We start from the raw sequence: 21,630 nt of genomic DNA, 5'->3' as shown, positions 1-21,630 counted from the left end.
CGGAACACCGGCGTCGACCATGGTTGATGGCGCGCGCCGGCCGGGCCGGCGTCGCCGTGACCACAAGATCATGGCCCACGGGTACGACACTTCCACGGCCTCCCGTCGCCCCGTCCCGCGGTCCGGTCCGACCGGCGGCACCGGCCGGCCGTTCCGTCACTCTCCGGGGTCCCGACGCCACCATCGGCAGGCCGCCGCCCCGTCCCGGCTCCTTGACACCGCACCTGTCACGACGGATCGTTATATCGATTATCGTCACTTTATGTGGTTCGCGCCGGGTCACGGACCGCAGCCGTACCGAAGGAGACCGCCATGCGCGCCACCGCCCACCGATCAGCCGCAGGTCTCGCCGTCGCCCTGGGTGTCGTGCTCACCGCGATGCTGCCGGCGTCGTCCGCGACCGCCGGCGAGCCCGTCCAGAGCCCCGACACGGGACTGGTCTTCTACTCCAGCTATCCGACCGAGGTGGTCGGTCGGCAGGCCACGCCCGACGGCGTCTGCCGTCCCGTCCCGGCCGACGCGACCTGGCTGCTCGCCTGGAGCGGGGGCTTCCACTCCGTGTCCGGCTACCGGACGACCGACTGCACCGGCCCGGCCGCCGAACTCAACAACCTGCACAGTTGGCCGACGGGCTACCACCTGAGCTACCGCGCCGGCTGACCGCTGCCGTCGGCGGCAGCCCCGCGACGATCCCCGACGGGCCGGGTGTCGTCGACGACCGGCTGACGCAGGATGGTGCGCCTCCGGTCGGGGGCGACCCTGCGGAAGTCGCTCAGGTAGATCTCGTGGTGGGTGCCGGTCAGGCGCAGCCGGTGGGCGGGGACGAACTCGTCGTGCAGACGGGCGAGCACGGCGGCCTCGTCGTCGAAGGAGCCGACGTGCAGGGTCTGCACGCACCGCCCCTCGGCCAGTCGCTCCAGGCGGACGTCGTCCAGCCGTCCGGGTGGCCGCTTCGCCCCGACCTGCGCGACGGCGGCGGTGACCATGCCCGGCGCGATCCAGTCGGGGACCATGAGCATCAGCGTCCAGCGCCACCGCGACTTGTCCCGCACGGTGGTGAAGGACGCCATGTCCTCGGCCCACCACAGGCCCTCCAGCGGTGGGACGACGTAGTCCCGCCCGAGTTCCCGCCTGCTGGCGAACTTCACCCGGTACGCCACGGGATAGAGCGCCTCGACCGCCCCGGAGAAGGCCGGTGAGCTGTTGGGATCGCCCCGGCCGTCGACCATCAGGTACCGCATGTCGGGCACGTCGACCAGCCGGAACCGGCCCCGTTGCGCCCGGTAGGCGTCCAGGGTCCGCCGGAAGTCGACCTTTCCGTCGGCGGGGTCCGTCACCGCCATCGGTCGACGCCGCCCGGGGAGTGACCTGTCGGCCCGGCACTGGACGGGACCGGACACCTCGTCATGCTTCCTACCCTCCCTCCCGGCGGTCCGTCGGCCGCTGGACGTCCGTGCCGCGACCGACCGACACTATGTCAGAGGGATTCCCGGGCAGCCGACCGACCGGCGTGTCTGGGATGCTGTGCCGCATGCCCGCCTTTCCGCCGACCTTCGCCGAAGCCGTCGTCGCCCAGCCGCTGCGTGCGCAGTTCGAGGCGTTCCTCGACGAGCATCGCGCCGCGCTCGACGGCCGCCTGGAGGGGCTGACCGAGGAACAGGCGCGCCGGTCGCTGGTGGCTTCCCGGACCACGCTGCTGGGCCTGGTGAAACACGCGACCTTCGTGGAGCGGGTCTGGTTCGACGAGGCCGTCACCGGCCGGTCGCGCGCCGAGCTGGGCATCCCCGCCGCGTCGGAGGAGTCGTTCGTGCTCGACGACGGCGACACGATCGCCAGTGTCCGGCACGCGTACCGGGATGCCTGCGCGGCGTCCCGCCGGGCGACGGCGACGCTGGACCTCGACGACGTCCTGTCCGGGCACCGGATGGGCCCGGTCCCGCTGCGGTGGGTGTATCTGCACGTGCTCCGCGAACTCGCCCAGCACTGCGGGCACGCCGACATCCTCCGCGAGCAGATCGTCGACGGCTGACCGTCCCCGGTGCACGCCCCGGCCAGGGCGGGTGCGGGCCGGGGGGTCAGCGGCCCCGGTTGCGGGGGTGCCGCTTGGCGGTCCGTTCGTTGCCGTGCCGGTAGTTGCCGGTGAGGCGGGCCATCAGCTCCTGCGGGTCGTCGCCGTCCACGTCGGTCAGGAACCGGGTCGCCGCGACGCCACGCAGCACGGTGGCGAGGCGGCCGTGGTGCAGCAGCTCCACGTCGCCGTTCTTGCGCAGGCGGTAGGTGAACCCTTCGGGTGTGCCGGACATAGTTACATCGTCCCCCGCCCGCCGGCCCGCAGGCGACCGGATTACGTGACCGTGGCGGACCTCGTCGGTGTGGCCACGGCGACTGCTGACTGCAGCGGCTGTCGCGTCGAGGTGGTCGACAGATACGTCGGTACCGAACTGTCCTGTGTGCTCGATCACGGCATTGCCAACCTGTCACGGTGGACGTTCCTGTGGGGTCACTGGCAGTCGGAAATGATCAGAGTTTCGAGGCGATGGTCTGGAGCAGGGTGAGCATGACCGGTATCACCAGCGTCGTGGTGGCTGCGAGCACGGTCCGGTGGGAGATCGGGGCAGGAGTGGTCTGTTCGATCTGCTGGCGGAGCAGCAGCGTTGCCTCGAGCCCATGGCGCAGCCTGATGACTTCGCTGGTCGACATGTTGAAAACCGCCGGTATCTGATCGGCGAACCGCTCGAGCGTGGGAGCGAGTCGCTCCAGTTCCTGGTCATGCTCCCTGCTGGTCAAGGCGAACAGCCATCGTGAGGTGAGGGTGAACAGCAGTATCCCGCCCACAAAGGTGAGAGTGATGAAACTAATGGAGATGACCTTCGCGGATTGAGGGAGGCGGGGCATGACCACCAGGAGTGCGGGGACGGTGATGTTGCTGAGGCTGAAAAGCACCCCGGTGGACCAGGCGAATCTGAACAGCTCATGGATGCCTTGTGACTCGCGGAACGGTGACCACTTCGGATCTGCGGTCTTGGTGATCGTGTTGACGATGAGGGCGACTTTAGCGGCGCCCCACAGGCCCGTTCCGGTCGTGAGGCCCGTGAAGGCGAGGACGACGAGTGCGCCAAGTGTGGCAGCGGTGCCTTTGATCGGTGCGATGTCCCGGATCTGGTAGAAGACGTATCCAGTGGCCACGGTCGCCGCGCCGGACAGCGGGATCGTGATCCGATAATAGAGCCGATCCAGTTGGTCGACTCTCTGCTGGATTTCCGCGATGCTCCATCCGCCCTCGGTGCCCTCCTGCGAAATTGTGCGAAGAAGGCGTTCGTAGACGAACTCCCCCTGCTGGAAGGCAATTGGTCCGATGAGCGTGAAGAGCGCGGACAGCGGAACTGTGAAGAATAGGAGGTCGTACTGCGGTGGAATGTGGTTGTTGCCGTCAGCGAGGTACCAGGCCCAGAACAGTGCCGTTGGTACCACCGCGAAGATCAGCACGTTGGCGAGACGCTCGCGCCAGCGTTCTCCCGCGAACCACGGCAGCCTTCGCGGCAGCGCGGTGTAGGGCGTCAGGCGGGTGGAGATTGCGAGCGCAGCTGTGGGGACCGCCTCCCCCCGTTGTGCGTTGTCGCAGTGACTGCAGAGTCTTACCTCATCCAGGTTCTGGGTGAGGACCGTCATGGGGGCTGCCTTTCTGTCAACGGAGTGACCTGGTCACGTGCATGTTCCGGGTCCGATGCGAGCCCGCGAGGGCCCGCCACCTCACCGGAAACGATGCGAGGGCAGTCTGTCCGGATCTGCTACCGAGGCGCAGCCCGCCGCGCACCGCAGTACCGGACCGGTCACCACGGCAGGCTATGGCATGCCGCCGCTGTCGCTCGTGAAGCCGGCATCGTAGGCCCGAGCGTTGTTCCCGCCGTACCCCTTGCCGCGCAGGCTGCCGCGCTCCCGACGACGCCGGTCGCCTGCGCTTTCGTGAATGGCGTGGCGAGCCGTACGCATCACGTCGGTGTCGTCCGGATGGCCCTTGCGTCCCATCGTGATCCGCCGCCGCAGAAACAGGGCGGACAGTGCGAGGGCGACAAGGAGCAGTGCTGCGGCACACATTGTGATCCACGATGTGTCTCTCACCATGCCGATCGTACGAACAGCGGACCATGTGAGGTGCTGCGGAGAACGGAGCCCGCTGGCGGTCTTCAGCGCGCACCGGTGGGGCGTCGCAGTGTCGACGGCAGCCCCGGCCGGGCGGGCCGTTGCTCACTCCGGGCGCGACGGGTCATCGCCGAAGGCCGCCGCGAGCGCCTCCGCGATCAGGTCGGCCAGGTCGGTGCGTCCGTCGTCCTGGGCCCACCGCACCAGCGCGGTGTGCATGACGGCCAGGCAGGCGCTGGCCGCCGCCGTGGCGTGGAAGGCCGCCTCCAGGTCGCCGGCCTCGTCGCCGAGTCCCGCCACGATGGCCTCTTGCAGCAGGTGGTGGTTGTCCAGGTGGCGGGCACGCAGGGCGGGCGTCGAGATCATCAGCCGCAGGCGGGCCAGCAGGAACCGGTCGTCGCCAGCGGTCAGAGTACGTGCTGACTCAACGAGCGCGGTGCCGATCCGGCGGACGAGGGGCTGGCCGGCCGGCGTCGCGGCGATGCGTTCGGCGACCAGTGGCCCGTTCTGGTCGGCCAGTACGAGGTCCTCCTTGGTCGGGAAGTGCCGGTAGACCGTCATCGGGGACACCCCCGCCGCCGCCGCGACGTCGTTCACCGTCGTGCCGTCGTAGCCGCGCCCGGTGAACAACCGCACCGCGTGCGCCTGGATCAGGCGTTGCGTCTCGGCCCGTCGCTGGTCCCGCAGGGTTGAGTGCCGCTCGTTCACCTGATAGACACTACCGCAGTGATAGTAACTACCAAGTTGGGAGCAACTCACTTCATGGGGGACCTGAGTGGCAGGACCGCCCTGGTGACCGGGGCGTCCCGGGGCATCGGACAGGCGATCGCGATCCGGCTGGCCGGTCGGGGAGCGGCTGTCATCGCGCACTACGGTGCCGACGAGCACGGCGCACGGGAGACGGTCGACCGGATCGGGCGCGAAGGCGGGACGGCGTACGCCGTCCGCGCGGAACTCGGCGTGGACAGAGATGTCGAGACGCTGTTCGCCGGGGTGGCGGCGAGCCTGGCCGGGCGGCCGCTGGACATCCTCGTCAACAACGCGGCAGCGCCGCCCGCCGGCCCGCTCGGCGGCACCCCCCGGGCCGCCTTCGACCGGCTGTTCGCGGTCAACGTGCGCGCCGTACTTCATCATCGAACGGGCGTTGCCGCTGCTAAGTGACGGCGGCCGGATCATCACGATCTCGTCGGTGGCGACCCGGATGGCCAACCCCGGCCAGACGTCGTTCGCCATGACCAAGGGTGCGGTGGAGACGATGACCCTGGCCCTGGCCAACCAGCTCGGGCCCCGGGGCGTCACGGTGAACGCGGTCGCGCCGGGCGCCACCCGGACCGCGACCAACGGACCGGCCTTCGCCGCGCCGGGCCTGGCCGACCTGATCACCTCGATGACGGCCCTCGACCGGCTGGGTGCTCCCGGTGACGTCGCCGACGTGGTCGCGTTCCTCGCCTCCGACGCCGCACGCTGGGTCACCGGGCAGGTCCTCGACACCAGCGGCGGCCTCTTCCTGGGCCCCCGCAGCTGAGCACCGCGCCAGCGCAGCCGGTCCGTCGCACCACGTCGAGGCCGGGCCCGCCCGTGTGGTCGACACCCGCCGGGCACCGCCCGGATGCCGCGGCGCCGCGCCGGCCGGGTCCGCCCCGCCGTACGGCCGCTGGTTGGTTCACGCCGGGACGGGGTGGTTCGCCGCGAACCGCTCCCGGGTGAGGAACGCCAACTGCGCGCGCTTGTCGGGCATGTCGATCTCGTCGGCGAAGGTGAACCCCTCGCGTTCCAGCCGGCGCAGCGCGAACCGGTTGCGCACGTCGGGCTCGACCACGATCCGCAGCCGGGTGGGGTCGCGGAACAGGAACCGGGCCAGCGCCGGGCCGATCGCGTCGGTGAGCCCGCGCGGGGGCCGGCGGCCCGGGGCGAGCAGCAGGTGCATGCCGATGTCGCCGGGGCGTACCCGGTAGCGTTCCCCGACCGGGTCGGCCTCCGGCTGGTAGGTCTGGAACAGGCCCACCGGTGTGCCGTCCAACCCGATCAGGTACGCGTGGTGGGTGCTCAGGCCGTCGACGAACGTGTAGACCTCGCGTACCTCCTCGACGGTGTACGACCCCATGCCCCAGAACGTCGCGCGGGGCTCGGTCACCCAGCCGTGCAGCAGCGTGGCGTGGGCGGCCGGGTCGACCACGGTGAGGGTCAGCTCACCGAAGCCGGGGATCTGCTCCTGGTAGGTCACGGGGTCCTCGTCTCGGGGTGCGGTCAGGGTGTGCCAGTCGGTGCCGACGGGGATCAGCCCACCGGTGGCCCACAGCGGCAACTGGTCGGCGAAGTGCGGGTCGTCGGGGCGGCCGGACACGCCGAAGGGGACGATCCAGCGGCTCGCCGCCCGGTCGGTGAGGTCCCACACGTACCGGGCGACCGGCCCGCGCCAGCATGCGTCGGAGACCCCGGGGACGCTGGAGGTGGCCAGCACGCAGTCGGTGTCACCGCCGAGCGTGGTGGCCGCCCGCATCGCGGCGACCCGTTCGGTGACCGCGTCGGACACCCCGAGGTGCAGCGGGTGCAGCAGGTGTCGCCGCCCCCAGGCCCCGGCCGGGTCGGCGGCGGCGACGTCCTCCAGGGCGGCGACGGCGAGCGGTTCGACCTCGCCGCCGAGGCGGGGCAGCCCGGCGACCACCCCCTCCACGGCGTGCCCGATGCGGGCCAGCGGGTCGGTCCACGGCGCGAACAGCGGGTCGAAGCCGCCGGGGGAGTGCAACGGCCCCAGCGCGGGGTGCGCGGCCAACCGGTGGACCAGCGCGGCCCGCCAGGCGGCGAACGCCCCGGCGTCCTCGCTGTCGGCGGCCATCCGACCGTCCCATCCGGTCAGCCGCTCCCGCAGCCGTCGGGCCGGCGCGCTCAGCGGCGTCGGGTCGAGCCGGGCGAGCAGGTCCCGCAGGACCGTCGACCCGCGCCGGGTGTCCAGGTGGACGTCGGGGGCGGCGACGCCGTCGGCGAGCAGGTCACGGATGCGGCGGGCCCGGTGCGGCGGGGCGAAGTCGACGCCGAGCGCGGCGGTGTCGTCGCGCCGGTCGTTGGCGCAGACCACCGGCTCGCCGACCTCGACGGGCTTGGCCGTTGCGTAGTCGCCGCGCCACCGGTAGCGGGGGTCCCAGCCGGGCACCGGTTCCCGTCGGCACCGGTCGTCGCGCTCGGGCACCAGGCCGGCGACGAGTCGGAGCACCGTGCCGTGCCGGTCGGCGACGAGCACGCTGTTGACCGGTTCGACCCAGCCGCGCAGCGCGTCGGCGACGTCGTCGGCGGTGCGGGCCCGCAGCAGCGGCAGCAGCGCCTCGAAGCCGAGGTTCCCGGTGACCCGGGTCGGGGTGCGCAGGCTGAGCGCCTCGCCGGTGTGCCGGTCGTGGTCGATCACCGGCCCGCGCGGGGTTTCGATCACCTCGACGGTCTCGGTCGCACCGCCGCGTACCTCGATCCGCTCGACGTGCCGGTGGGCCGGCACCCAGCCGTCGGCGTCGCGGACCAGCACCCGGTCGCCGTCGCGGCGGAGCTGTTCGCGGTAGAGGTCCTGGTAGTCGGCCATGGCGTTGGTGACCGCCCAGGCGACGTCACCGGCGTGCCCGAAGTGCGGCAGCCCCGGCACCCCGGGGAAGGCCAGCCCGACCACGTCGAACTCGGGGCAGGCGAGCCGGATCTGCTGGTAGATGCCGGGTAGTTCGAGTAGCCGGTGCGGGTCACCGGCGATGACCGGCGCGCGGCCGGTCAGCGGGTCGGCGGGCAGCGCCCAGGCGTTGCTGCCGGAGCCGCCGGGCCCTTCGACGGCGAACAGGTCACGGGCGTGCGGGCCGAGGGTGGCGGCGACGTGGGCGTGCCACAGCTTCTGCGGGAAGGTGCCGAACAGGATGTGCTGGACCAGGAACACGCCCAGCGGCGACCAGGGTCGCCACCGGCCGGGCGTGCTGCCGGTGGCGGCGAACTCCGGGGCCGCCGCCGCGCCGTCCGGCAACGCGTCGTTGACCCCGTCGGCGTACGCGGTGACCCAACGCCGGGTGCCCGGGGTGAGCCGGTCGAAGCAGCGCCGGGCGGTGTCGTCGAGGCGGGCCCGGCGGGCGAACCGGTCCCAGCCGAGTTCGGTCGGTCCGACGTGGGCGGCGAGCCGGCCCTCGGCCCGCCACCGTTCGACCTCCAGCTGCCAGGCCCGGTCGGTGGCGGCCACCCTGCCCTGCCATCGGGCCAGCTCGTCGACGGTGTCGGCCCACAGGTGCGGTACGCCCCACCGGTCGCGGTGCACGCCGGTGGCCGGACGACCGCCCGGTTCCGTGCCGGTCCCACTCTCCACAGGACTCCCCAGGTAAGTTACCCTCGCCTAACTTAGGCGGACCTTACCTGGAGGGCGTGTGAAACGGAACTGGGAGGCCCTGGTGCTCAAGGCCATGGGCGGCCGGGACTTCCGGCTGACCGTGCGCGGCACCGAGCCGGTCGGCGACCACTACCGGCGTCTGCTGATGGACGACGGCGGCCTGTTGGCGGCGGCCAAGGTGCACCCCACCATGTGGATCCGGCTCTGGTTCGACGACGCCGGCCGCCCGCACCAGCGGGCGTACACCCTGGTCGACCCGGAACCGGCGGCCGGCCGGTTCAGCCTCGAATTCGCCCTGCACGACGGCTGCGCGGCCCGCTGGGCGGCCGGCGCGCAGGTCGGCGACACCATCGTGGCCACCCTCCAGGGCAGCGCCTTCGCCCTGCCCGACCCGGCCCCCGCGCACCTCTACCTGGTCGGTGACGCCGCCTCGCTGCCGGCGGTGAACAGCCTGCTCGACGCCGCCGCCGGCATCCCCGCCACGGTCTGGCTGGAGTACGCCCACGCCGGGGAGCAGGCGCTCGCCCCGCGTGCCGGGGACCAGCACCGGGTCACCTGGGTGCCGCGCGGGCAGGACGGGCAGCAGCTCGTCGACACCGTCCGGGCGGAGCTGCCGGCCGCTCCGGACGCCCACTACTGGCTGGCCTGCGAGGCGGGCAGCACCCGGGCGCTCACCCGGCACGTGCGGCGCACCCTCGGCGTGGGCAAGCAGCAGCTCACCGCGTTGGGTTACTGGAGCGCCCGGTGACCGGACGCCTCGGCACGCTCACCACGCTCTACGTCACGCAGTATCTCGGCATCGGGTTCATCACCGTCGGGTTGACCGCCATCCTGCGTGACGGCGGCACCTCGCTGGACACCCTGGCGCTGCTCCAGTTCGTCGGTCTGGTCTGGCCGGTCAAGTTCCTCTGGGCTCCGCTGATCGACAGGTACGGCTCCCGCCGGCACGGCCACTACCGGTCCTGGCTGCTGCCGCTGCAGGCCGGTCTGGTGCTGGCCCTGCTGGCGCTGCTGCCGTTCGCCGACCCGGCCCGGCGGCTCGGCCCGGTGGTGGCGATCTGCGCCGCCTACGTCTTCCTCTCCGCCACCCAGGACATCGCCGTCGACGCGGTCGCCGTCCGGGTGCTGTCGGAGGGGACAAGGGGCGCCGGCAACGGCATCCAGGTCGCCGCCAGCTACCTGGGCAACCTGCTCGGCGGCGGCGCGTGCGTGCTGGTCTACGACCGGTACGGCTGGGTGCCGGCGATCGGCCTGCTGGCCGCGTTGACCGCCGTCGGCCTGCTCGTGGTGTGGCGGCTGCGGGAGCCGGACCGGGTCGCCCGGGTGGCCGGCGCCGGGCAGGCGTACCGGGCGCTGCTGTCGGTGTTCGGGCAGCCCGGTTGCCGCTGGTGGACCTTCGGCGTGGTGCCGCTGGTCTACACCGGAGCCGGGGCGGCCTACGCCCTGGTCACCCCGGCGCTGGTCGACGCGGGCTGGTCGCTGGCCCGCATCGGCGTGGTCACCGGTGTGGTGATCAGCGCCCCGGCGATCGTCGCGGGGCTGCTCGCCGGGGTCGGGGTGGACCGGTTCGGCCGGGGGCGGCTGCTCGTCGTCGGGGGAGCGGCGCTCGCGGTTTCCACGGTGCTGTTGCTGCCGTTGCTGAACGGGCGGGCGCCGCTTGCGGCGACGGTGGCCGCGCTGTGCTGCTTCATGGCCGCGTACACGGTGGCCAACGTCGTGCTCTACGTGGTCAACATGGACTATTCGCGGCCGGGCACCGGGGGCACCGACTTCACCGTGCTGTCGTCGTTCGGGCTGATCTGTTCGTTCCTGGCGGCCTCGGTGGGGCTGGCCGCCGCCGACCGGGTCGGGTATCCCGCCGTGGCGCTCGCCTCGGTGGTGCTGGTCGTCGTCGGTGTCCTGGTCGGGTTGGGGCACCAGCGCCGGTTCCGGGGCGGCGCGATCCGGCCGTCCGAGCCGGCGGTCCCGGACGTCACCCCGGTCGGCTGAGCCGGTGGGCGGGGCGGGGTGTCGGCATTGACAAGCACTTAGGTTAGGGTAACCTAACTCAGCGAGATCAACTGGGCCACCGGGACGACCTGACCCGCCACCGTCCCGCCCGCGCCCCCGTCACCGACCGTCGAGGACTACTCATGAGCCTGCCCGGATCCACCGTCGAGGCCCCCGTGACCGGGACGCGTCCCACCCCACCCCGCGCCCACCTGTTCACCGCCGGCACCGTCGAGGACTACCGCCGGGCCGTCACCGAGGGCATCGACCGGGTCGCGGCCCGGGTGGCCGGCGTCGACCGGCCCGGCACCGGCATCACCCCCGACGAACTGGCCCCCCGGGTCGCCGGCATCGACCTGGACCGTCCACTCGGCGACACCGCCGCCGCCCTCGACGAACTGCACGACGTCTACCTGCGCGACGCCGTCTACTTCCACCACCCCCGCTACCTGGCCCACCTCAACTGCCCGGTGGTCATCCCCGCCCTGCTCGGCGAGGCGGTGCTCAGCGCGGTCAACTCCTCCCTGGACACCTGGGACCAGAGCGCCGGCGGCACCCTCATCGAACGCCGGCTGGTCGACTGGACCGCCGAACGGATCGGCTTCGGGCCGGCCGCCGACGGCATCTTCACCAGCGGCGGCACCCAGTCCAACCTCCAGGCGCTGCTGCTGGCCCGGGAGGAGGCGTACGCCCGGATCGTCGGCGGCGGCACCGACCGGCCCAGCCGGCCCGAGGTGCTGTCCCGGCTGCGGATCATCACCTCCACCGCCGGGCACTTCAGCGTCCAGAAGGCCGCCAAGCTGCTCGGCCTCGGCGCCGACGCGGTGCTCACCGTCGCCACCGACGCCGGCCGGCGGATGCGCACCGACGAACTGGCCGAGACCCTCGACCGGTGCCGCCGCGACGGCCAGACCGTGCTGGCCGTGGTCGCCACCGCCGGCACCACCGACTTCGGCACCATCGACCCGCTGGACCGGATCGCCGAGATCTGCACCGCCGCCGGGGTCTGGCTGCACGTCGACGCCGCGTACGGCTGCGGGCTGCTGGTCTCGCCCACCCGGCGGCACCTGCTCGCCGGCATCGAACGGGCCGACTCGGTCACCGTCGACTACCACAAGTCGTTCTTCCAGCCGGTCAGCTCCAGCGCGCTGGTCGTCCGCGACCGGCGGGTGCTGCGCCACGCCACCTGGCACGCCGACTACCTCAACCCGGCCCGGATGGCCGAACGACGCATCCCCAACCAGGTCGACAAGAGCCTGCAGACCACCCGCCGGTTCGACGCCCTCAAGCTCTGGCTCACCCTGCGCATCATGGGCCCCGACGCCATCGGCAGCCTCTTCGACGAGGTGGTCGACCTCGCCGCCGCCGCCTGGCGGCTGCTCGCCGACGACCCCCGCTTCGAGGTGGTCACCCGCTCGCAGTTGAGCACGGTGGTGTTCCGCTACCTGCCGCCGGGCGCCGGCCGCGACGTCGTCGACGACGCCAACCTGCACGCCCGCGAGGCGCTGGCCGCCTCCGGCGCGGCGCTGGTCGCCGGCACCAAGGTCGACGGCGCGCACCACCTCAAGCTCACCCTGCTCAACCCCGAGACCACCCTGGACGACATCGCCCACGTGCTCGACCTGATCGCCGAACACGCCGGCTGGTACGCCCGCACCCGGGCCACCGCCGAGCTGTCCAGCCCCGTCGGCTGACCACCCCGCCCTGGAGAAAACCCCTGTGTCGACCCACGACTTCATCGCCGTCGGGCTGGGCCCGTACAACCTCGGGCTGGCCTGTCTGACCGCGCCGCTCGACGACCTCGACGGCCTGTTCCTCGAAGCCCGCGACGAGTTCGACTGGCACCCCGGCATGCTGCTGGAGTCCACCCGGTTGCAGACGCCGTTCATCGCCGACCTGGTCACCCTGGCCGACCCGACCTCGCCGTACTCGTTCCTCAACTACCTCAAGGAGGTCGGCCGGCTCTACCCGTTCTACATCCGGGAGAGCTTCTTCCCGCTGCGCCACGAGTACAACGACTACTGCCGCTGGGCGGCGGCGAAACTGCCCTCGGTCCGCTTCGGCCACCAGGTCACCGGCATCTCCTACGACCCCGCCGACGAGCGGTACGTGGTGCACGCCGAGGTGGCCGGCGAACAGGTCACCCACCGGGCCCGGCACCTGGTGCTGGGCACCGGCACCCCGCCGTACGTCCCGGACGCCTGCCGGGACCTCGGCGGCGACGTCATCCACAACTCCCGCTACCGGGAGCACCGGGCGGCGCTACGCGCCAAGCGCAGCATCACCGTCGTCGGCAGCGGCCAGAGCGCCGCCGAGATCTACCACGACCTGCTCACCGACCTCGGCACCCACGGCTACCAGCTCAACTGGGTCACCCGGTCGCCGCGCTTCTTCCCCCTCGAATACACCAAGCTCACCCTGGAGATGACCTCACCGGACTACGTGGACTACTTCCACGCGCTGCCCGAGGCGACCCGCTACCGGCTGGAGGGCGCCCAGAAGAGCCTGTTCAAGGGGATCAACGCCGACCTGATCAACGACATCTTCGACCTGCTCTACGCCCACCGGGTGCACGGGCCGGTGCCGACCCGGCTGCTGACCAACACCGAACTCACCAGCGCCCGCTACGACGAGGCCGCCGGCCGCTACACCCTCGGGCTGCGCCAGATCGAGCAGGAACGGGACCTCACCCTCGACACCGAGGCGCTGGTGCTGGCCACCGGCTACCACTACCGGGTGCCGGAGTTCCTCGACCCGATCCGCGACCGGCTGCGCTTCGACGCCCACGGCCGCTTCGACGTGGCCCGCAACTACAGCATCGACCACACCGGCCGGGGGGTGTTCCTGCAGAACGCCGGCACCCACACCCACAGCATCACCTCACCCGACCTGGGTATGGGCCCGTACCGCAACTCCTGGATCATCCGGGAGCTGACCGGACGCGAGCACTACCCGATCGAGCAGCGGATCGCCTTCCAGGAGTTCGGCGTGCCGGCCGGAGGCACCCGGTGACCCCCGTCGTGCACCGCCGCCACGACCCGGCCCTCGGCGAGTTCACCCTGCGGACGCTCGACCCGGAGGGCGACGCCGCGCTGCTGCACCGCTGGGTGACCCACCCCAAGTCGGCGTTCTGGCTGATGCAGGACGCCGACGTCGACCGGGTCGCCCGGGAGTACCGGGGGATCGCCGACCATCCGCACCACGACGCGTACCTCGGCTTCTGGCGCGGCGAGCCGACGTTCCTCGCCGAACGCTACGACCCGGCCCGGGTCGAGCTGGTCGGCCGCTACCCCGCCCAGCCCGGCGACGTCGGCATGCACTTCCTCTGCGCCCCCACCGGCCAGCCGGTGCACGGCTTCACCCTGGCCGTCATCACCACCGTCCTGGACTGGCTCTTCGCCGACCCGGCCACCCGACGGGTGGTCGTCGAACCCGACGTGCGCAACACCGCCGTGCACGCCCTCAACGCCGCCGTCGGCTTCACCGTCGTCGGACCGATCCGCAAACCGGAGAAGGACGCCCTGCTCAGCGTCTGCACCCGCGACCAGTTCCTGGCCGCCACCCGAGGAGACGTGCCCGCGTGAACCCCGCCGCATCCGTGGCCCACCTGACCCCCGCCACCTGGGCCCAGGCCAACCGGCTGCTGGTCGCCAAGGCGCTGGCCGAGTTCGCCCACGAACGCCTGATCGAGCCAGCCCCCACCGGCGACGACCGGTGGGCCGTCCGGTCCGACGACGGCACGGTCGAGTACCGCTTCACCGCCCGCCGGTTCACCCTCGACCATTGGCAGCCCGACCCGGAGAGCATCACCCGGCGGCGCGGCGACGAGGACCTGCCGCTCGACGCCGTGGACCTCTGCCTCGAACTGCGCGGCGCGCTCGGCCTCAGCGACCAGGTGCTGCCCGTCTACCTGGAGGAGATCACCTCCACCCTGGCCGGCACGGCGTTCAAGCTGACCCGGCCGGCCGTGGGCGCCGACGAGCTGGCCCGCGCCGACTTCCAGGCCATCGAGACCGGGATGACCGAGGGGCACCCGTGCTTCGTGGCCAACAACGGCCGGATCGGCTTCGGCGTCCACGAATACCACGCGTACGCCCCGGAGGCCGGCCGGCCGGTGCGGCTGGTCTGGGTCGCCGCGCACCGCGACCACGCCACCTTCAGCAGCGCCACCGACCTCGACTACGCCACCCTGCTGCACACCGAACTCGGGCCGGACACCCTGGCCCGGTTCACCGCCACCCTGACCGACGCCGGGGTCGACCCCGACGACTACCTGCTCATCCCGGTGCACCCCTGGCAGTGGTGGAACCGCCTCGCCGTCACCTTCGCCGGTGAGGTCGCCCGCCGACGCCTGGTCTGCCTCGGCGAGGCCCCCGACGAATACCTGCCGCAGCAGTCCATCCGGACCTTCTTCAACGTCACCGAGCCGCGCCGGCACTACGTCAAGACCGCGCTGTCCGTGCTGAACATGGGCTTCCTGCGTGGTCTGTCGGCGGCCTACATGGAGGCCACCCCGGCGATCAACGACTGGCTCGTCGCCCTGGTCACCGGCGACCCGGTGCTCGCCGGCACCGGGCTGACGATCCTGCGCGAGCGGGCCGCCGTCGGCTACCGCCACCCGCAGTACGAGGCGGCCACCGACCGCTACTCGCCGTACCGCAAGATGCTGGCGGCGCTGTGGCGGGAGAGCCCGGTGCCCGGCCTGGCCCCCGGCCGGCGGCTGTCCACCATGGCCGCCCTGCTGCACACCGACCGGGACGGACGGTCGCTGGCCGCCGCCCTGATCGCCGAGTCCGGCCTGCCCGCGCGGCAGTGGCTGCGCCGCTACCTCGACGCCTACCTGGTGCCACTGCTGCACAGCTTCTACGCCCACCGGCTGGCCTTCATGCCGCACGGCGAGAACGTCATCCTGGTGCTGCACGACGGTGCGGTGGAGCGGGTCATCTTCAAGGACATCGCCGAGGAGATCGTGGTGATGGACCCCGACGCCGACCTGCCACCGCTGGTGCGGCGGGTCCGGGCCGCGATCCCCGACGACGAGCAGCTGCTGACCATCTTCACCGACGTCTTCGACTGCTTCTTCCGCCACCTCAACGCCGTGCTGGCCGGTGCCGGGGTGCTCGACGAGGACGACTTCTGGCGTACCGTCGCCGACTGCGCGACCGGTTACGCCGCCCGGGTGCCGCACCTGGCCGACCGGCTGCGCCGGCACGACCTGTTCGCCTCGGAGTTCACCCTGTCCTGCCTCAACCGGCTGCAACTGCGCAACAACCAGCAGATGGTCGACCTGGCCGACCCGTCGGCGGCGCTCCAGTTCGCCGGCACCCTGGCCAACCCGCTCGCCCGTTACGCGCCGCCCCGATGACCACCGCGCTGTCCGCCGCGCGCCCCGGCCCGGCGACCCCGCTGCGGTCCCGCTGGCTGATCCTGGCGGTGCTCTGCCTCGCCCAGTTGACCGTGGTGCTGGACAACACCGTGCTCACCGTGGCGGTGCCGGTGCTCACCACCGAACTGGACGCGAGCACCACCGACATCCAGTGGATGATCAACGCGTACGCGCTGGTGCAGTGCGGGTTGCTGCTCACCGCCGGCAGCGCCGCCGACCGGTACGGCCGCCGCCGGATGCTCGTCGCCGGCCTGGTGCTGTTCGGCGTCGGCTCGCTGGCCGCCGGGCTGGCCCGCTCCGGAGACCAGTTGATCGCCGCCCGCGCCGGCATGGGTGTCGGCGGGGCGCTGCTGGTCACCGCCACCCTCGCCGTCGCCATGCAGGTCTTCGACGGCGCCGAACGCTCCCGGGCGATCGGCATCTGGGCGGCCACCAGCGCCCTCGGCTACGCCGCCGGCCCGCCGATCGGCGGGATCATCCTCGCCCATCTGCCCTGGGGCGCGATCTTCCTGGTCAACGTGCCCATCGTGCTGGTCTGCCTGGCGGCCGCCCGGGTGCTGGTGCCGGAGTCCCGGGACCCGGTCGGCGGGCGGCCCGACCTCGGCGGGGTGCTGCTGTCCACCGCCGGCCTCACCGGCGTGGTCTGGGCCATCATCGACGGCCCCGAACGGGGCTGGACCGCACCGGCGGTGCTCGGCGCGGCCGGTATCGGCGTGCTCCTGCTGGCCGCCTTCGTGGTGTGGGAACGGCGGACCGCCGCCCCCATGCTGGACATGCACTTCTTCACCGACCGGCGGTTCGTCGGCGCGGTCACCGGCGTCGTCCTGATCACCTTCGGCTCCACCGGCGCGCTGTTCCTACTCACCCAGCACCTCCAGTTCGTCCGCGGCTACCCCGCCTGGGAGGCGGGACTGCGGATGGTGCCGTTCGCGCTGTCCATCGTGCTGCTCAACCTCGGCGGGGTCGCCACCCGGCTGATCCGCCGGCTCGGGGTGCCCGGGGCCATCGCGCTGGGCATGGTGCTGCTCTCCGCCGGCCTCACCCTGATCACCCACGTCCGCTCCGACAGCTACGCGGTGCTGCTCACCGGGCTGCTGGTGATGGGTTTCGGCTGCGCCCTGGCCAACCCGGCCATCGTCGAGGCGGTGATGAGCTCCATCCCACCGGCCAAGGCCGGCGTCGGCGCGGGGATCGACGGCACCATGGCCGAGGTGGGCGGCAGCCTCGGCATCGCCGTCCTCGGCGCGGTGCTCAACGCCCGGTTCGCCGCGCTCGCGCCGGTCGCGGTGGCCGGTGCCGGGTCGTACCCGGCGGCGCTGGCCGCCGCCGCAGGCGACGCCGAACGCGGCCGGGTCACCGACGCATTCTCGTCGGCGCTGGTCACCGGGCAGACCGCCGGGGCGGTGGCGGTGCTGGCCGGTGGCCTGCTCGCCGCCGGGCTGCTGCGCCGCGCCGAGCGCACCCGCTGACCGGCCGGGCCGTTCAGAGTTCCGGCAGGCCCGGGGCCGGCCAGGCCGCCGGAATGCGTTCCAGCAGCCCACCGGCGAACACGTCACGCAACCCGAGCGGCTTGAGGTGGACGTACCCGATGTGGCAGTCGCAGAGCGCGGCGTCGCACGCCCGGGGCTTCAGGGCGGCCCGCCACGACCCGTCGTAGAGGTTGCCGATCGGCGTGGGGCGGAAGTGGCAGCGGCGCACGGTGCCGTCACCCGCGACGGAGATCGCCGTCTCCCCGGCGTGGCAGGGCCGGCCGAGCGACGGGTGCGGGCGGACGCTCCAGCCGAACAGCGGGTCCAGCGCCGTCCAGGCCGCCTCCTGCCCGGCGGTGTAGCGGTGCCCGTCGGCGGCGTTGACCCACAGGTACACCTGCGCGGGCAGGGCGGCCCGCAACGCCCGCGCCTCGGCCAGGTGCTCGGGCAGGCCGACCACTCCCACCGAGTAGCGCACGCCCAGCTCGGACAGGCGGGCGCAGCGGGCGAGGAACCGCTCCCGGGTGACCTGCCCGGGGTGGTACGTCGTCCACAGTGCCGCCGTCGTCCGGTCGGCGTCGGCCAGCCAGTCCACCCGGGCGGCCAGGTTGGTCTGGATGACCACCCGGTCGACGTGCGGCAGGTGCGACAGCGCCACCATGGCGTCGCGGTACCAGCTGCGGGTCAGCCCCTCCCCCCACGGGGTGAACAGCACCGACAGCCGCCGGTCGGTGGTGGCCGCCACCCAGCCGGCGAACCGCTCCAGCGCGGCCCGGTCGGCGCGCAGCAGCTCCGGCGGGTCGACCCGCTTGGCGAACGGGCAGTACGGGCAGTCGTAGTTGCAGCTCGCCAGCGGCCCCCGGTAGAGCACCGCCAGCTCCGCCCCGACGTCGGCACGCCCGGCAGCGGAACAGCCCGGCTGCGCCACCCGGGGCGTGACGGCGTGCAACGGCAGCGCCCCCCGGGGCGTGACGGCGTGCAACGGCAGCGGTGGTCGAGTGGTCACCGGGGCACGTACCCGGTCATCGCCTGCCGGACCCGGGCGGAGGTCAGCCACGGGCCGATCGCGTCGGAGCGGGCCAACCCCGCCGGGGTGAGCCGCAGCCCGTCGGCGTCCGCCCAGCCCCGGGCGGCCAGCCGTCCCAGCTCGGGAAAGTCCTCGCCGGGCGGCCGGCCGAACCGGGCGGCGTAGGCCGCCGCGTCGACGCCCTCGGCGCGCAGCAGCGACTTGAGCAGCCACCGGCGGCGCTGCTCGGTGCCGTCGAGGGCGAAGCCGAATTCGGCGTGGCGGAAGTCGTCGGCCGGGCGGGCCAGGTAGTCGTCCAGCACCGCCCGGACCTGCGACACCGAGACCGCGTAGTCGAACGAGTAGTGCAGCGCGGTGGTGTAGGAGCGCGCCCCGCAGCCGAGCCCGACCATGCCGTCGTCCTGGCAGCAGTAGTCCGGCCCGTCCGGGGCGGGCACGTCGGCGCGACGGAACTGCCGCATCGACTCCTGCCGGTAGCCGGCCGCGCCGAGGACCTCCACCGCCTGCCGGTAGAGGGCCAGCCGGTGGGCGTCCCAGTCGGCCCGGCCGTGCGCCCGCCGACCCAGCCCGGTCAACGGCCGCACGTAGAGCGGGTACAGGTACAGCTCCTCCGGCCGCCAGGCCAGCGCCGCGTCCAGGCTCTCCCGCCAGGTCGCCGCCGTCTGCCCGTCGATGCCGTAGATCAGGTCGATGTTCAGCACCGGGACCGCCGCAGCCCGGATCGCGCCGAGCGCCGTCTCCACCTCCGTGCGGCGCTGCGGCCGGCCGGCGGCCCGCGCCTCGACGTCGAGGAAGCTCTGCACGCCGATGCTCACCCGGTGCACCCCGTGCGCCGTCAGCACCGCCAGCCGGTCCGGCGTCGCGGTGGCCGGCGAGGTCTCCACCGCCAGCGGTACGCCCGGCAGCCGCGCCCCCGAGGTGCCGGTGACGATGTCGAACAGCTCGGTCAGCTCGTCGGCGGTCAGGTAGGTGGGGGTGCCCCCGCCCAGCGCCACCCGGGCGTACCCGGCGTCGTCGCCGAGCGCGTCGGCGACCCGTTCCGCCTGCCGGCGCAGTTGCCGCAGGTAGTCGGTGACCTGTTCCTGCGGGGCGTTGGCCCGGGTGAACAGGTTGCAGAAGCCGCAGCGCATCTCGCAGAACGGCAGGTGCACGTAGAGGAAGAGCGCGTCGCGGGCCTCGGCCCGCCACACGTCGGCCAGTAGCGGCCGGGGCCGCAGCGCCCGGTAGGAGGTCTTGTGCGGGTACGCGTAGAGGTACTGCTGGTACGGCGAGCCGTCGAGGCCCGTGTCGGTGCTGGTCACCATTCCCCCGGTCGCAGAACGAAGTGGGCGTACGGGACGGTCCACACCACGTCGTGGCCGATCCGGTGGCCGGTGTGCCCGTCCTCGCCGTACGCGGTGCCGTGGTCGGAACAGATGATCGTGAACACCGGCCGTCCCCGCCCGGTGAGCAGGGCGAACAGCCGGTCGACCCGGGAGTCGACGTACTCCAGGGCGGCGGCGTGACTGTCCCGGCTGTCGTGCGCCGCGCCGGGCAGGTGGTGCCGGTTGGGTTGGTGCAGGGCGGCGACGTTGAGGAAGGTGAACACCGGCCGGTCGGCGGGCCGGCCGGGCAGCACCTCGGCCAGCCGGTCGAGCTGCGCGTCCAGGCAGGTGGGGGAGGTGACCCCGAACTCCGGCTCCCAGTGCGCCTCGGCGAACAGGCCCGGCAGCACCGACCCGAGCGGGCTGCGCCGGTTGAAGAAGCCCACCCCACCCAGGCAGAGCGTGTGGTAGCCGGCCCCGGCCAGCGCGGTCGGCAGGTCGGGGGCGTCGAAGACCCAGGTGTCGGCCCCGGCGGTCTCGCTGCCCGGGAACGCCGCCGCGTACAGCCGCTCGTGCCGGCCCGGCCCCACCGGGGTGGGCAGGAAACCGGCGAAGAAGGCGTGGTGCGCGGCGTAGGTGAAGCTGGCGGGGGAGTGCCGCCGCTCCCACCGCCCGCCGGGCAGCACCCGGGCCAGCCGGGGCGTCCGCCCGGCCCCGGCCAGCTCGGCGGCCACGTCGAAGCGCAGCGTGTCGAGGGTGACCAGGCAGATGTCGTGACTGCCGATCAGGGCGCGCATCCGACCTCCTCCCGTCGCGTGGTCACCGGCCCGTCGGCCGCCGGGCGACCCCGCCCCGTCGTCGTGCCGGCCGCCGGGTCGGGCCCGGCCGCTGCCGGGCCGTCGCCGGCCACCGTCGCCCGCCACCGCTCCCACCGGCCGCTGGTCAGTGCGTGCACCTGCTCGGCGTAGGTGTCCCGGCCGTCGGCCAGCACCCCGGGCAGCAGGTCGCCGAACGCGTTGACCTCGGCCACCGCGTGCCGCCGCCACCCCACCAGGAACATCAGGTCGACGCCGACGTGCAGCGACCGGGGAAAGCACGCCGCCGCCCGCTCGCAGGTCCGCATCGCCGCCGCCCACGCCGCCGGGCCGGCCGCCGCCCGCAGCGCGTCCAGGTCGCCACGGGCGTTGCCCAGGTGCAGGTTGGTCAGCGGCCCCCGGGCCGCCCGGACCACGGCGTGGGTGGCCCGGCCGGCGACCACCACCACCCGCAGGTCGACCACCCGGTCGGCCAGCCCGGCCTTGGGCAGCCACCGCTCCACGTGCAGGCCCTCCGGGGCGAGCCGGTCGACCAGGGCCGCGACGGTCGCCTCGTCGTCGTAGCGGCGCAGCCGCAGCGAGTTGAACAGCCCGTCCGGGGCGATCTCGATCGGGGTGACCGCCTGCACCCGGCGCGGCCCGACGGCGAGCGCGATCACCCCGGCCGCCGACGATCCGTGCGCCGGCTTGACGAACACCCGCTGCCAGCCGGCCGCCGCCATCGCCGCCCGCAACTGCGGGTAGCCGTCGACCGGTGGCAGCGCCGCCGGCACCGGCACCCCGGCGGCCGACAGCAGCGCGTGGCAGCGGCGCTTGTCGCACAGCGCCGCCACGTCGTCGGGGTGGTTGAGCAGCGTCGCGCCCCCGGCGGCGATCCGTCCCGTCCCGGCCACCAGCCCGGCGTACGTGTCGGCGAGGCCGACCAGCTCCCCGTGCCGGGCGGGGGTGGCCGCGCCGCGCAGCAGCCGGTCCACCTCCGCGTCCTCGCCGGGGGAGTCGACCCGGACCAGGGCGTCGGCGTCCGGCGGGGCAGCCCCGGTGAGCACCCGCGCCCAGGGCAGCACCGCCGGGTCGGGCAACCCCGCCGCGCGCACGGCCCGCCGGAACAGCGCGACCCGCCGGTTGTCGGGGTTGCCCACCACGGTCAGTCGCATG

19 protein-coding genes and 2 pseudogenes are annotated in these 21,630 nt (G+C 73.2%); 10 read left to right on the top strand and 11 right to left on the bottom strand.

The window, feature by feature from the left end:
* The first annotated feature begins 312 nt into the window (after positions 1-312).
* Positions 313-660 (top strand): hypothetical protein, encoded by a 348-nt coding sequence (locus H1A17_RS16850; RefSeq protein WP_145920103.1) that lies wholly within the window; start codon positions 313-315, stop codon positions 658-660.
* Here the strand turns inward: H1A17_RS16850 and H1A17_RS16845 are convergent.
* Complete coding sequence (locus H1A17_RS16845; RefSeq protein ID WP_145920102.1) at positions 645-1,343, bottom strand: GyrI-like domain-containing protein; 699 nt, start codon at positions 1,341-1,343, stop codon at positions 645-647. The genes H1A17_RS16850 and H1A17_RS16845 overlap by 16 nt on opposite strands.
* A 188-nt stretch (positions 1,344-1,531) precedes the next feature.
* On the opposite strand from H1A17_RS16845, the gene H1A17_RS16840 reads away from it, so the two are divergent.
* Complete coding sequence (locus tag H1A17_RS16840) at positions 1,532-2,029, top strand: DinB family protein (RefSeq protein ID WP_194822301.1); 498 nt, start codon at positions 1,532-1,534, stop codon at positions 2,027-2,029.
* 46 nt (positions 2,030-2,075) lie between these two features.
* On the opposite strand, the gene H1A17_RS16835 is transcribed toward H1A17_RS16840, so the two are convergent.
* From H1A17_RS16835 to H1A17_RS16820, 4 genes are all read right to left on the bottom strand, one after another.
* The gene (locus H1A17_RS16835) at positions 2,076-2,303 is read right to left on the bottom strand and encodes a hypothetical protein (RefSeq protein ID WP_145920100.1); all 228 of its coding nucleotides are present in this window, start codon (positions 2,301-2,303) and stop codon (positions 2,076-2,078) included.
* Positions 2,304-2,520: 217 nt separating this feature from the next.
* On the bottom strand, positions 2,521-3,669 hold the full coding sequence (locus H1A17_RS16830) for a hypothetical protein (RefSeq protein ID WP_194822300.1): 1,149 nt from the start codon (positions 3,667-3,669) through the stop codon (positions 2,521-2,523).
* Positions 3,670-3,843: 174 nt separating this feature from the next.
* On the bottom strand, positions 3,844-4,119 hold the full coding sequence (locus tag H1A17_RS16825; protein WP_194822299.1) for a hypothetical protein: 276 nt from the start codon (positions 4,117-4,119) through the stop codon (positions 3,844-3,846).
* Between the two features lie 126 nt (positions 4,120-4,245).
* The gene (locus H1A17_RS16820; protein WP_194822298.1) at positions 4,246-4,848 is read right to left on the bottom strand and encodes a TetR/AcrR family transcriptional regulator; all 603 of its coding nucleotides are present in this window, start codon (positions 4,846-4,848) and stop codon (positions 4,246-4,248) included.
* Between the two features lie 54 nt (positions 4,849-4,902).
* On the opposite strand from H1A17_RS16820, the pseudogene H1A17_RS35835 reads away from it, so the two are divergent.
* Positions 4,903-5,665, top strand: a pseudogene (locus H1A17_RS35835) (SDR family NAD(P)-dependent oxidoreductase).
* A gap of 138 nt (positions 5,666-5,803) precedes the next feature.
* On the opposite strand, the gene H1A17_RS34480 reads toward H1A17_RS35835, so the two are convergent.
* Entirely contained in the window at positions 5,804-6,364 is a 561-nt protein-coding gene (locus H1A17_RS34480; protein ID WP_309236787.1) for a GNAT family N-acetyltransferase, read from the bottom strand.
* A 9-nt stretch (positions 6,365-6,373) separates the two neighbouring features.
* A pseudogene (locus H1A17_RS16810) lies at positions 6,374-8,416 on the bottom strand (penicillin acylase family protein); the annotation flags it as partial.
* 106 nt (positions 8,417-8,522) lie between these two features.
* On the opposite strand from H1A17_RS16810, the gene H1A17_RS16805 reads away from it, so the two are divergent.
* From H1A17_RS16805 to H1A17_RS16775, 7 genes are all read left to right on the top strand, one after another.
* Complete coding sequence (locus H1A17_RS16805; protein ID WP_145920098.1) at positions 8,523-9,233, top strand: siderophore-interacting protein; 711 nt, start codon at positions 8,523-8,525, stop codon at positions 9,231-9,233.
* On the top strand, positions 9,230-10,474 hold the full coding sequence (locus H1A17_RS16800; RefSeq protein WP_194822296.1) for an MFS transporter: 1,245 nt from the start codon (positions 9,230-9,232) through the stop codon (positions 10,472-10,474). Before H1A17_RS16805 ends, H1A17_RS16800 begins: the two co-directional genes overlap by 4 nt.
* Positions 10,475-10,617: 143 nt before the next feature.
* Positions 10,618-12,168 carry an aspartate aminotransferase family protein gene (locus H1A17_RS16795; RefSeq protein WP_145920096.1) on the top strand — a complete coding sequence of 517 codons (1,551 nt, stop codon included), beginning with the start codon at positions 10,618-10,620 and terminating at the stop codon, positions 12,166-12,168.
* A gap of 25 nt (positions 12,169-12,193) precedes the next feature.
* On the top strand, positions 12,194-13,486 hold the full coding sequence (locus H1A17_RS16790; RefSeq protein WP_145920095.1) for a lysine N(6)-hydroxylase/L-ornithine N(5)-oxygenase family protein: 1,293 nt from the start codon (positions 12,194-12,196) through the stop codon (positions 13,484-13,486).
* Complete coding sequence (locus H1A17_RS16785; RefSeq protein ID WP_194822295.1) at positions 13,483-14,058, top strand: GNAT family N-acetyltransferase; 576 nt, start codon at positions 13,483-13,485, stop codon at positions 14,056-14,058. The genes H1A17_RS16790 and H1A17_RS16785 overlap by 4 nt, the downstream gene beginning before the upstream one ends.
* Positions 14,055-15,839: an IucA/IucC family siderophore biosynthesis protein gene (locus tag H1A17_RS16780; RefSeq protein WP_145920094.1), complete on the top strand. Its 1,785-nt coding sequence runs from the start codon at positions 14,055-14,057 to the stop codon at positions 15,837-15,839. Before H1A17_RS16785 ends, H1A17_RS16780 begins: the two co-directional genes overlap by 4 nt.
* Positions 15,836-17,329 (top strand): MFS transporter, encoded by a 1,494-nt coding sequence (locus H1A17_RS16775; RefSeq protein WP_145920093.1) that lies wholly within the window; start codon positions 15,836-15,838, stop codon positions 17,327-17,329. The genes H1A17_RS16780 and H1A17_RS16775 overlap by 4 nt, the downstream gene beginning before the upstream one ends.
* A 13-nt stretch (positions 17,330-17,342) precedes the next feature.
* Here H1A17_RS16775 and H1A17_RS16770 read toward each other — a convergent pair whose 3' ends face one another.
* The 4 genes from H1A17_RS16770 to H1A17_RS16755 are packed head-to-tail and all read right to left on the bottom strand — an operon-like array spanning position 17,343 to position 21,629.
* Positions 17,343-18,335: an STM4011 family radical SAM protein gene (locus H1A17_RS16770; RefSeq protein WP_309236786.1), complete on the bottom strand. Its 993-nt coding sequence runs from the start codon at positions 18,333-18,335 to the stop codon at positions 17,343-17,345.
* On the bottom strand, positions 18,332-19,657 hold the full coding sequence (locus H1A17_RS16765; RefSeq protein WP_240762130.1) for an STM4012 family radical SAM protein: 1,326 nt from the start codon (positions 19,655-19,657) through the stop codon (positions 18,332-18,334). The genes H1A17_RS16770 and H1A17_RS16765 overlap by 4 nt, the downstream gene beginning before the upstream one ends.
* Positions 19,654-20,457 carry an STM4013/SEN3800 family hydrolase gene (locus tag H1A17_RS16760; RefSeq protein ID WP_145920091.1) on the bottom strand — a complete coding sequence of 268 codons (804 nt, stop codon included), beginning with the start codon at positions 20,455-20,457 and terminating at the stop codon, positions 19,654-19,656. Before H1A17_RS16760 ends, H1A17_RS16765 begins: the two co-directional genes overlap by 4 nt.
* On the bottom strand, positions 20,445-21,629 hold the full coding sequence (locus tag H1A17_RS16755) for an STM4014 family protein (protein ID WP_168222503.1): 1,185 nt from the start codon (positions 21,627-21,629) through the stop codon (positions 20,445-20,447). Before H1A17_RS16755 ends, H1A17_RS16760 begins: the two co-directional genes overlap by 13 nt.
* Between the last annotated feature and the right edge of the window lies 1 nt (position 21,630).

The sequence above is a fragment of the Micromonospora sp. S-DT3-3-22 genome, from assembly GCF_015354745.1.
GTDB lineage: Bacteria > Actinomycetota > Actinomycetes > Mycobacteriales > Micromonosporaceae > Micromonospora > Micromonospora wenchangensis.
Note: the sequence above shows the minus strand (reverse complement) of the source record. Positions and strands in the feature narration are given on the sequence as shown.

Bases quoted from the DNA above. Each gene is read 5' to 3' on its own strand.
- H1A17_RS16850 (WP_145920103.1), top strand. From the start codon at position 313: ATGCGCGCCACCGCCCACCGATCAGCCGCAGGTCTCGCCGTCGCCCTG.
- H1A17_RS16845 (WP_145920102.1), bottom strand. From the start codon at position 1,343: ATGGCGGTGACGGACCCCGCCGACGGAAAGGTCGACTTCCGGCGGACC.
- H1A17_RS16840 (WP_194822301.1), top strand. From the start codon at position 1,532: ATGCCCGCCTTTCCGCCGACCTTCGCCGAAGCCGTCGTCGCCCAGCCG.
- H1A17_RS16835 (WP_145920100.1), bottom strand. From the start codon at position 2,303: ATGTCCGGCACACCCGAAGGGTTCACCTACCGCCTGCGCAAGAACGGC.
- H1A17_RS16830 (WP_194822300.1), bottom strand. From the start codon at position 3,669: ATGACGGTCCTCACCCAGAACCTGGATGAGGTAAGACTCTGCAGTCAC.
- H1A17_RS16795 (WP_145920096.1), top strand. From the start codon at position 10,618: ATGAGCCTGCCCGGATCCACCGTCGAGGCCCCCGTGACCGGGACGCGT.
- H1A17_RS16775 (WP_145920093.1), top strand. From the start codon at position 15,836: ATGACCACCGCGCTGTCCGCCGCGCGCCCCGGCCCGGCGACCCCGCTG.
- H1A17_RS16760 (WP_145920091.1), bottom strand. From the start codon at position 20,457: ATGCGCGCCCTGATCGGCAGTCACGACATCTGCCTGGTCACCCTCGAC.
- H1A17_RS16755 (WP_168222503.1), bottom strand. From the start codon at position 21,629: ATGCGACTGACCGTGGTGGGCAACCCCGACAACCGGCGGGTCGCGCTG.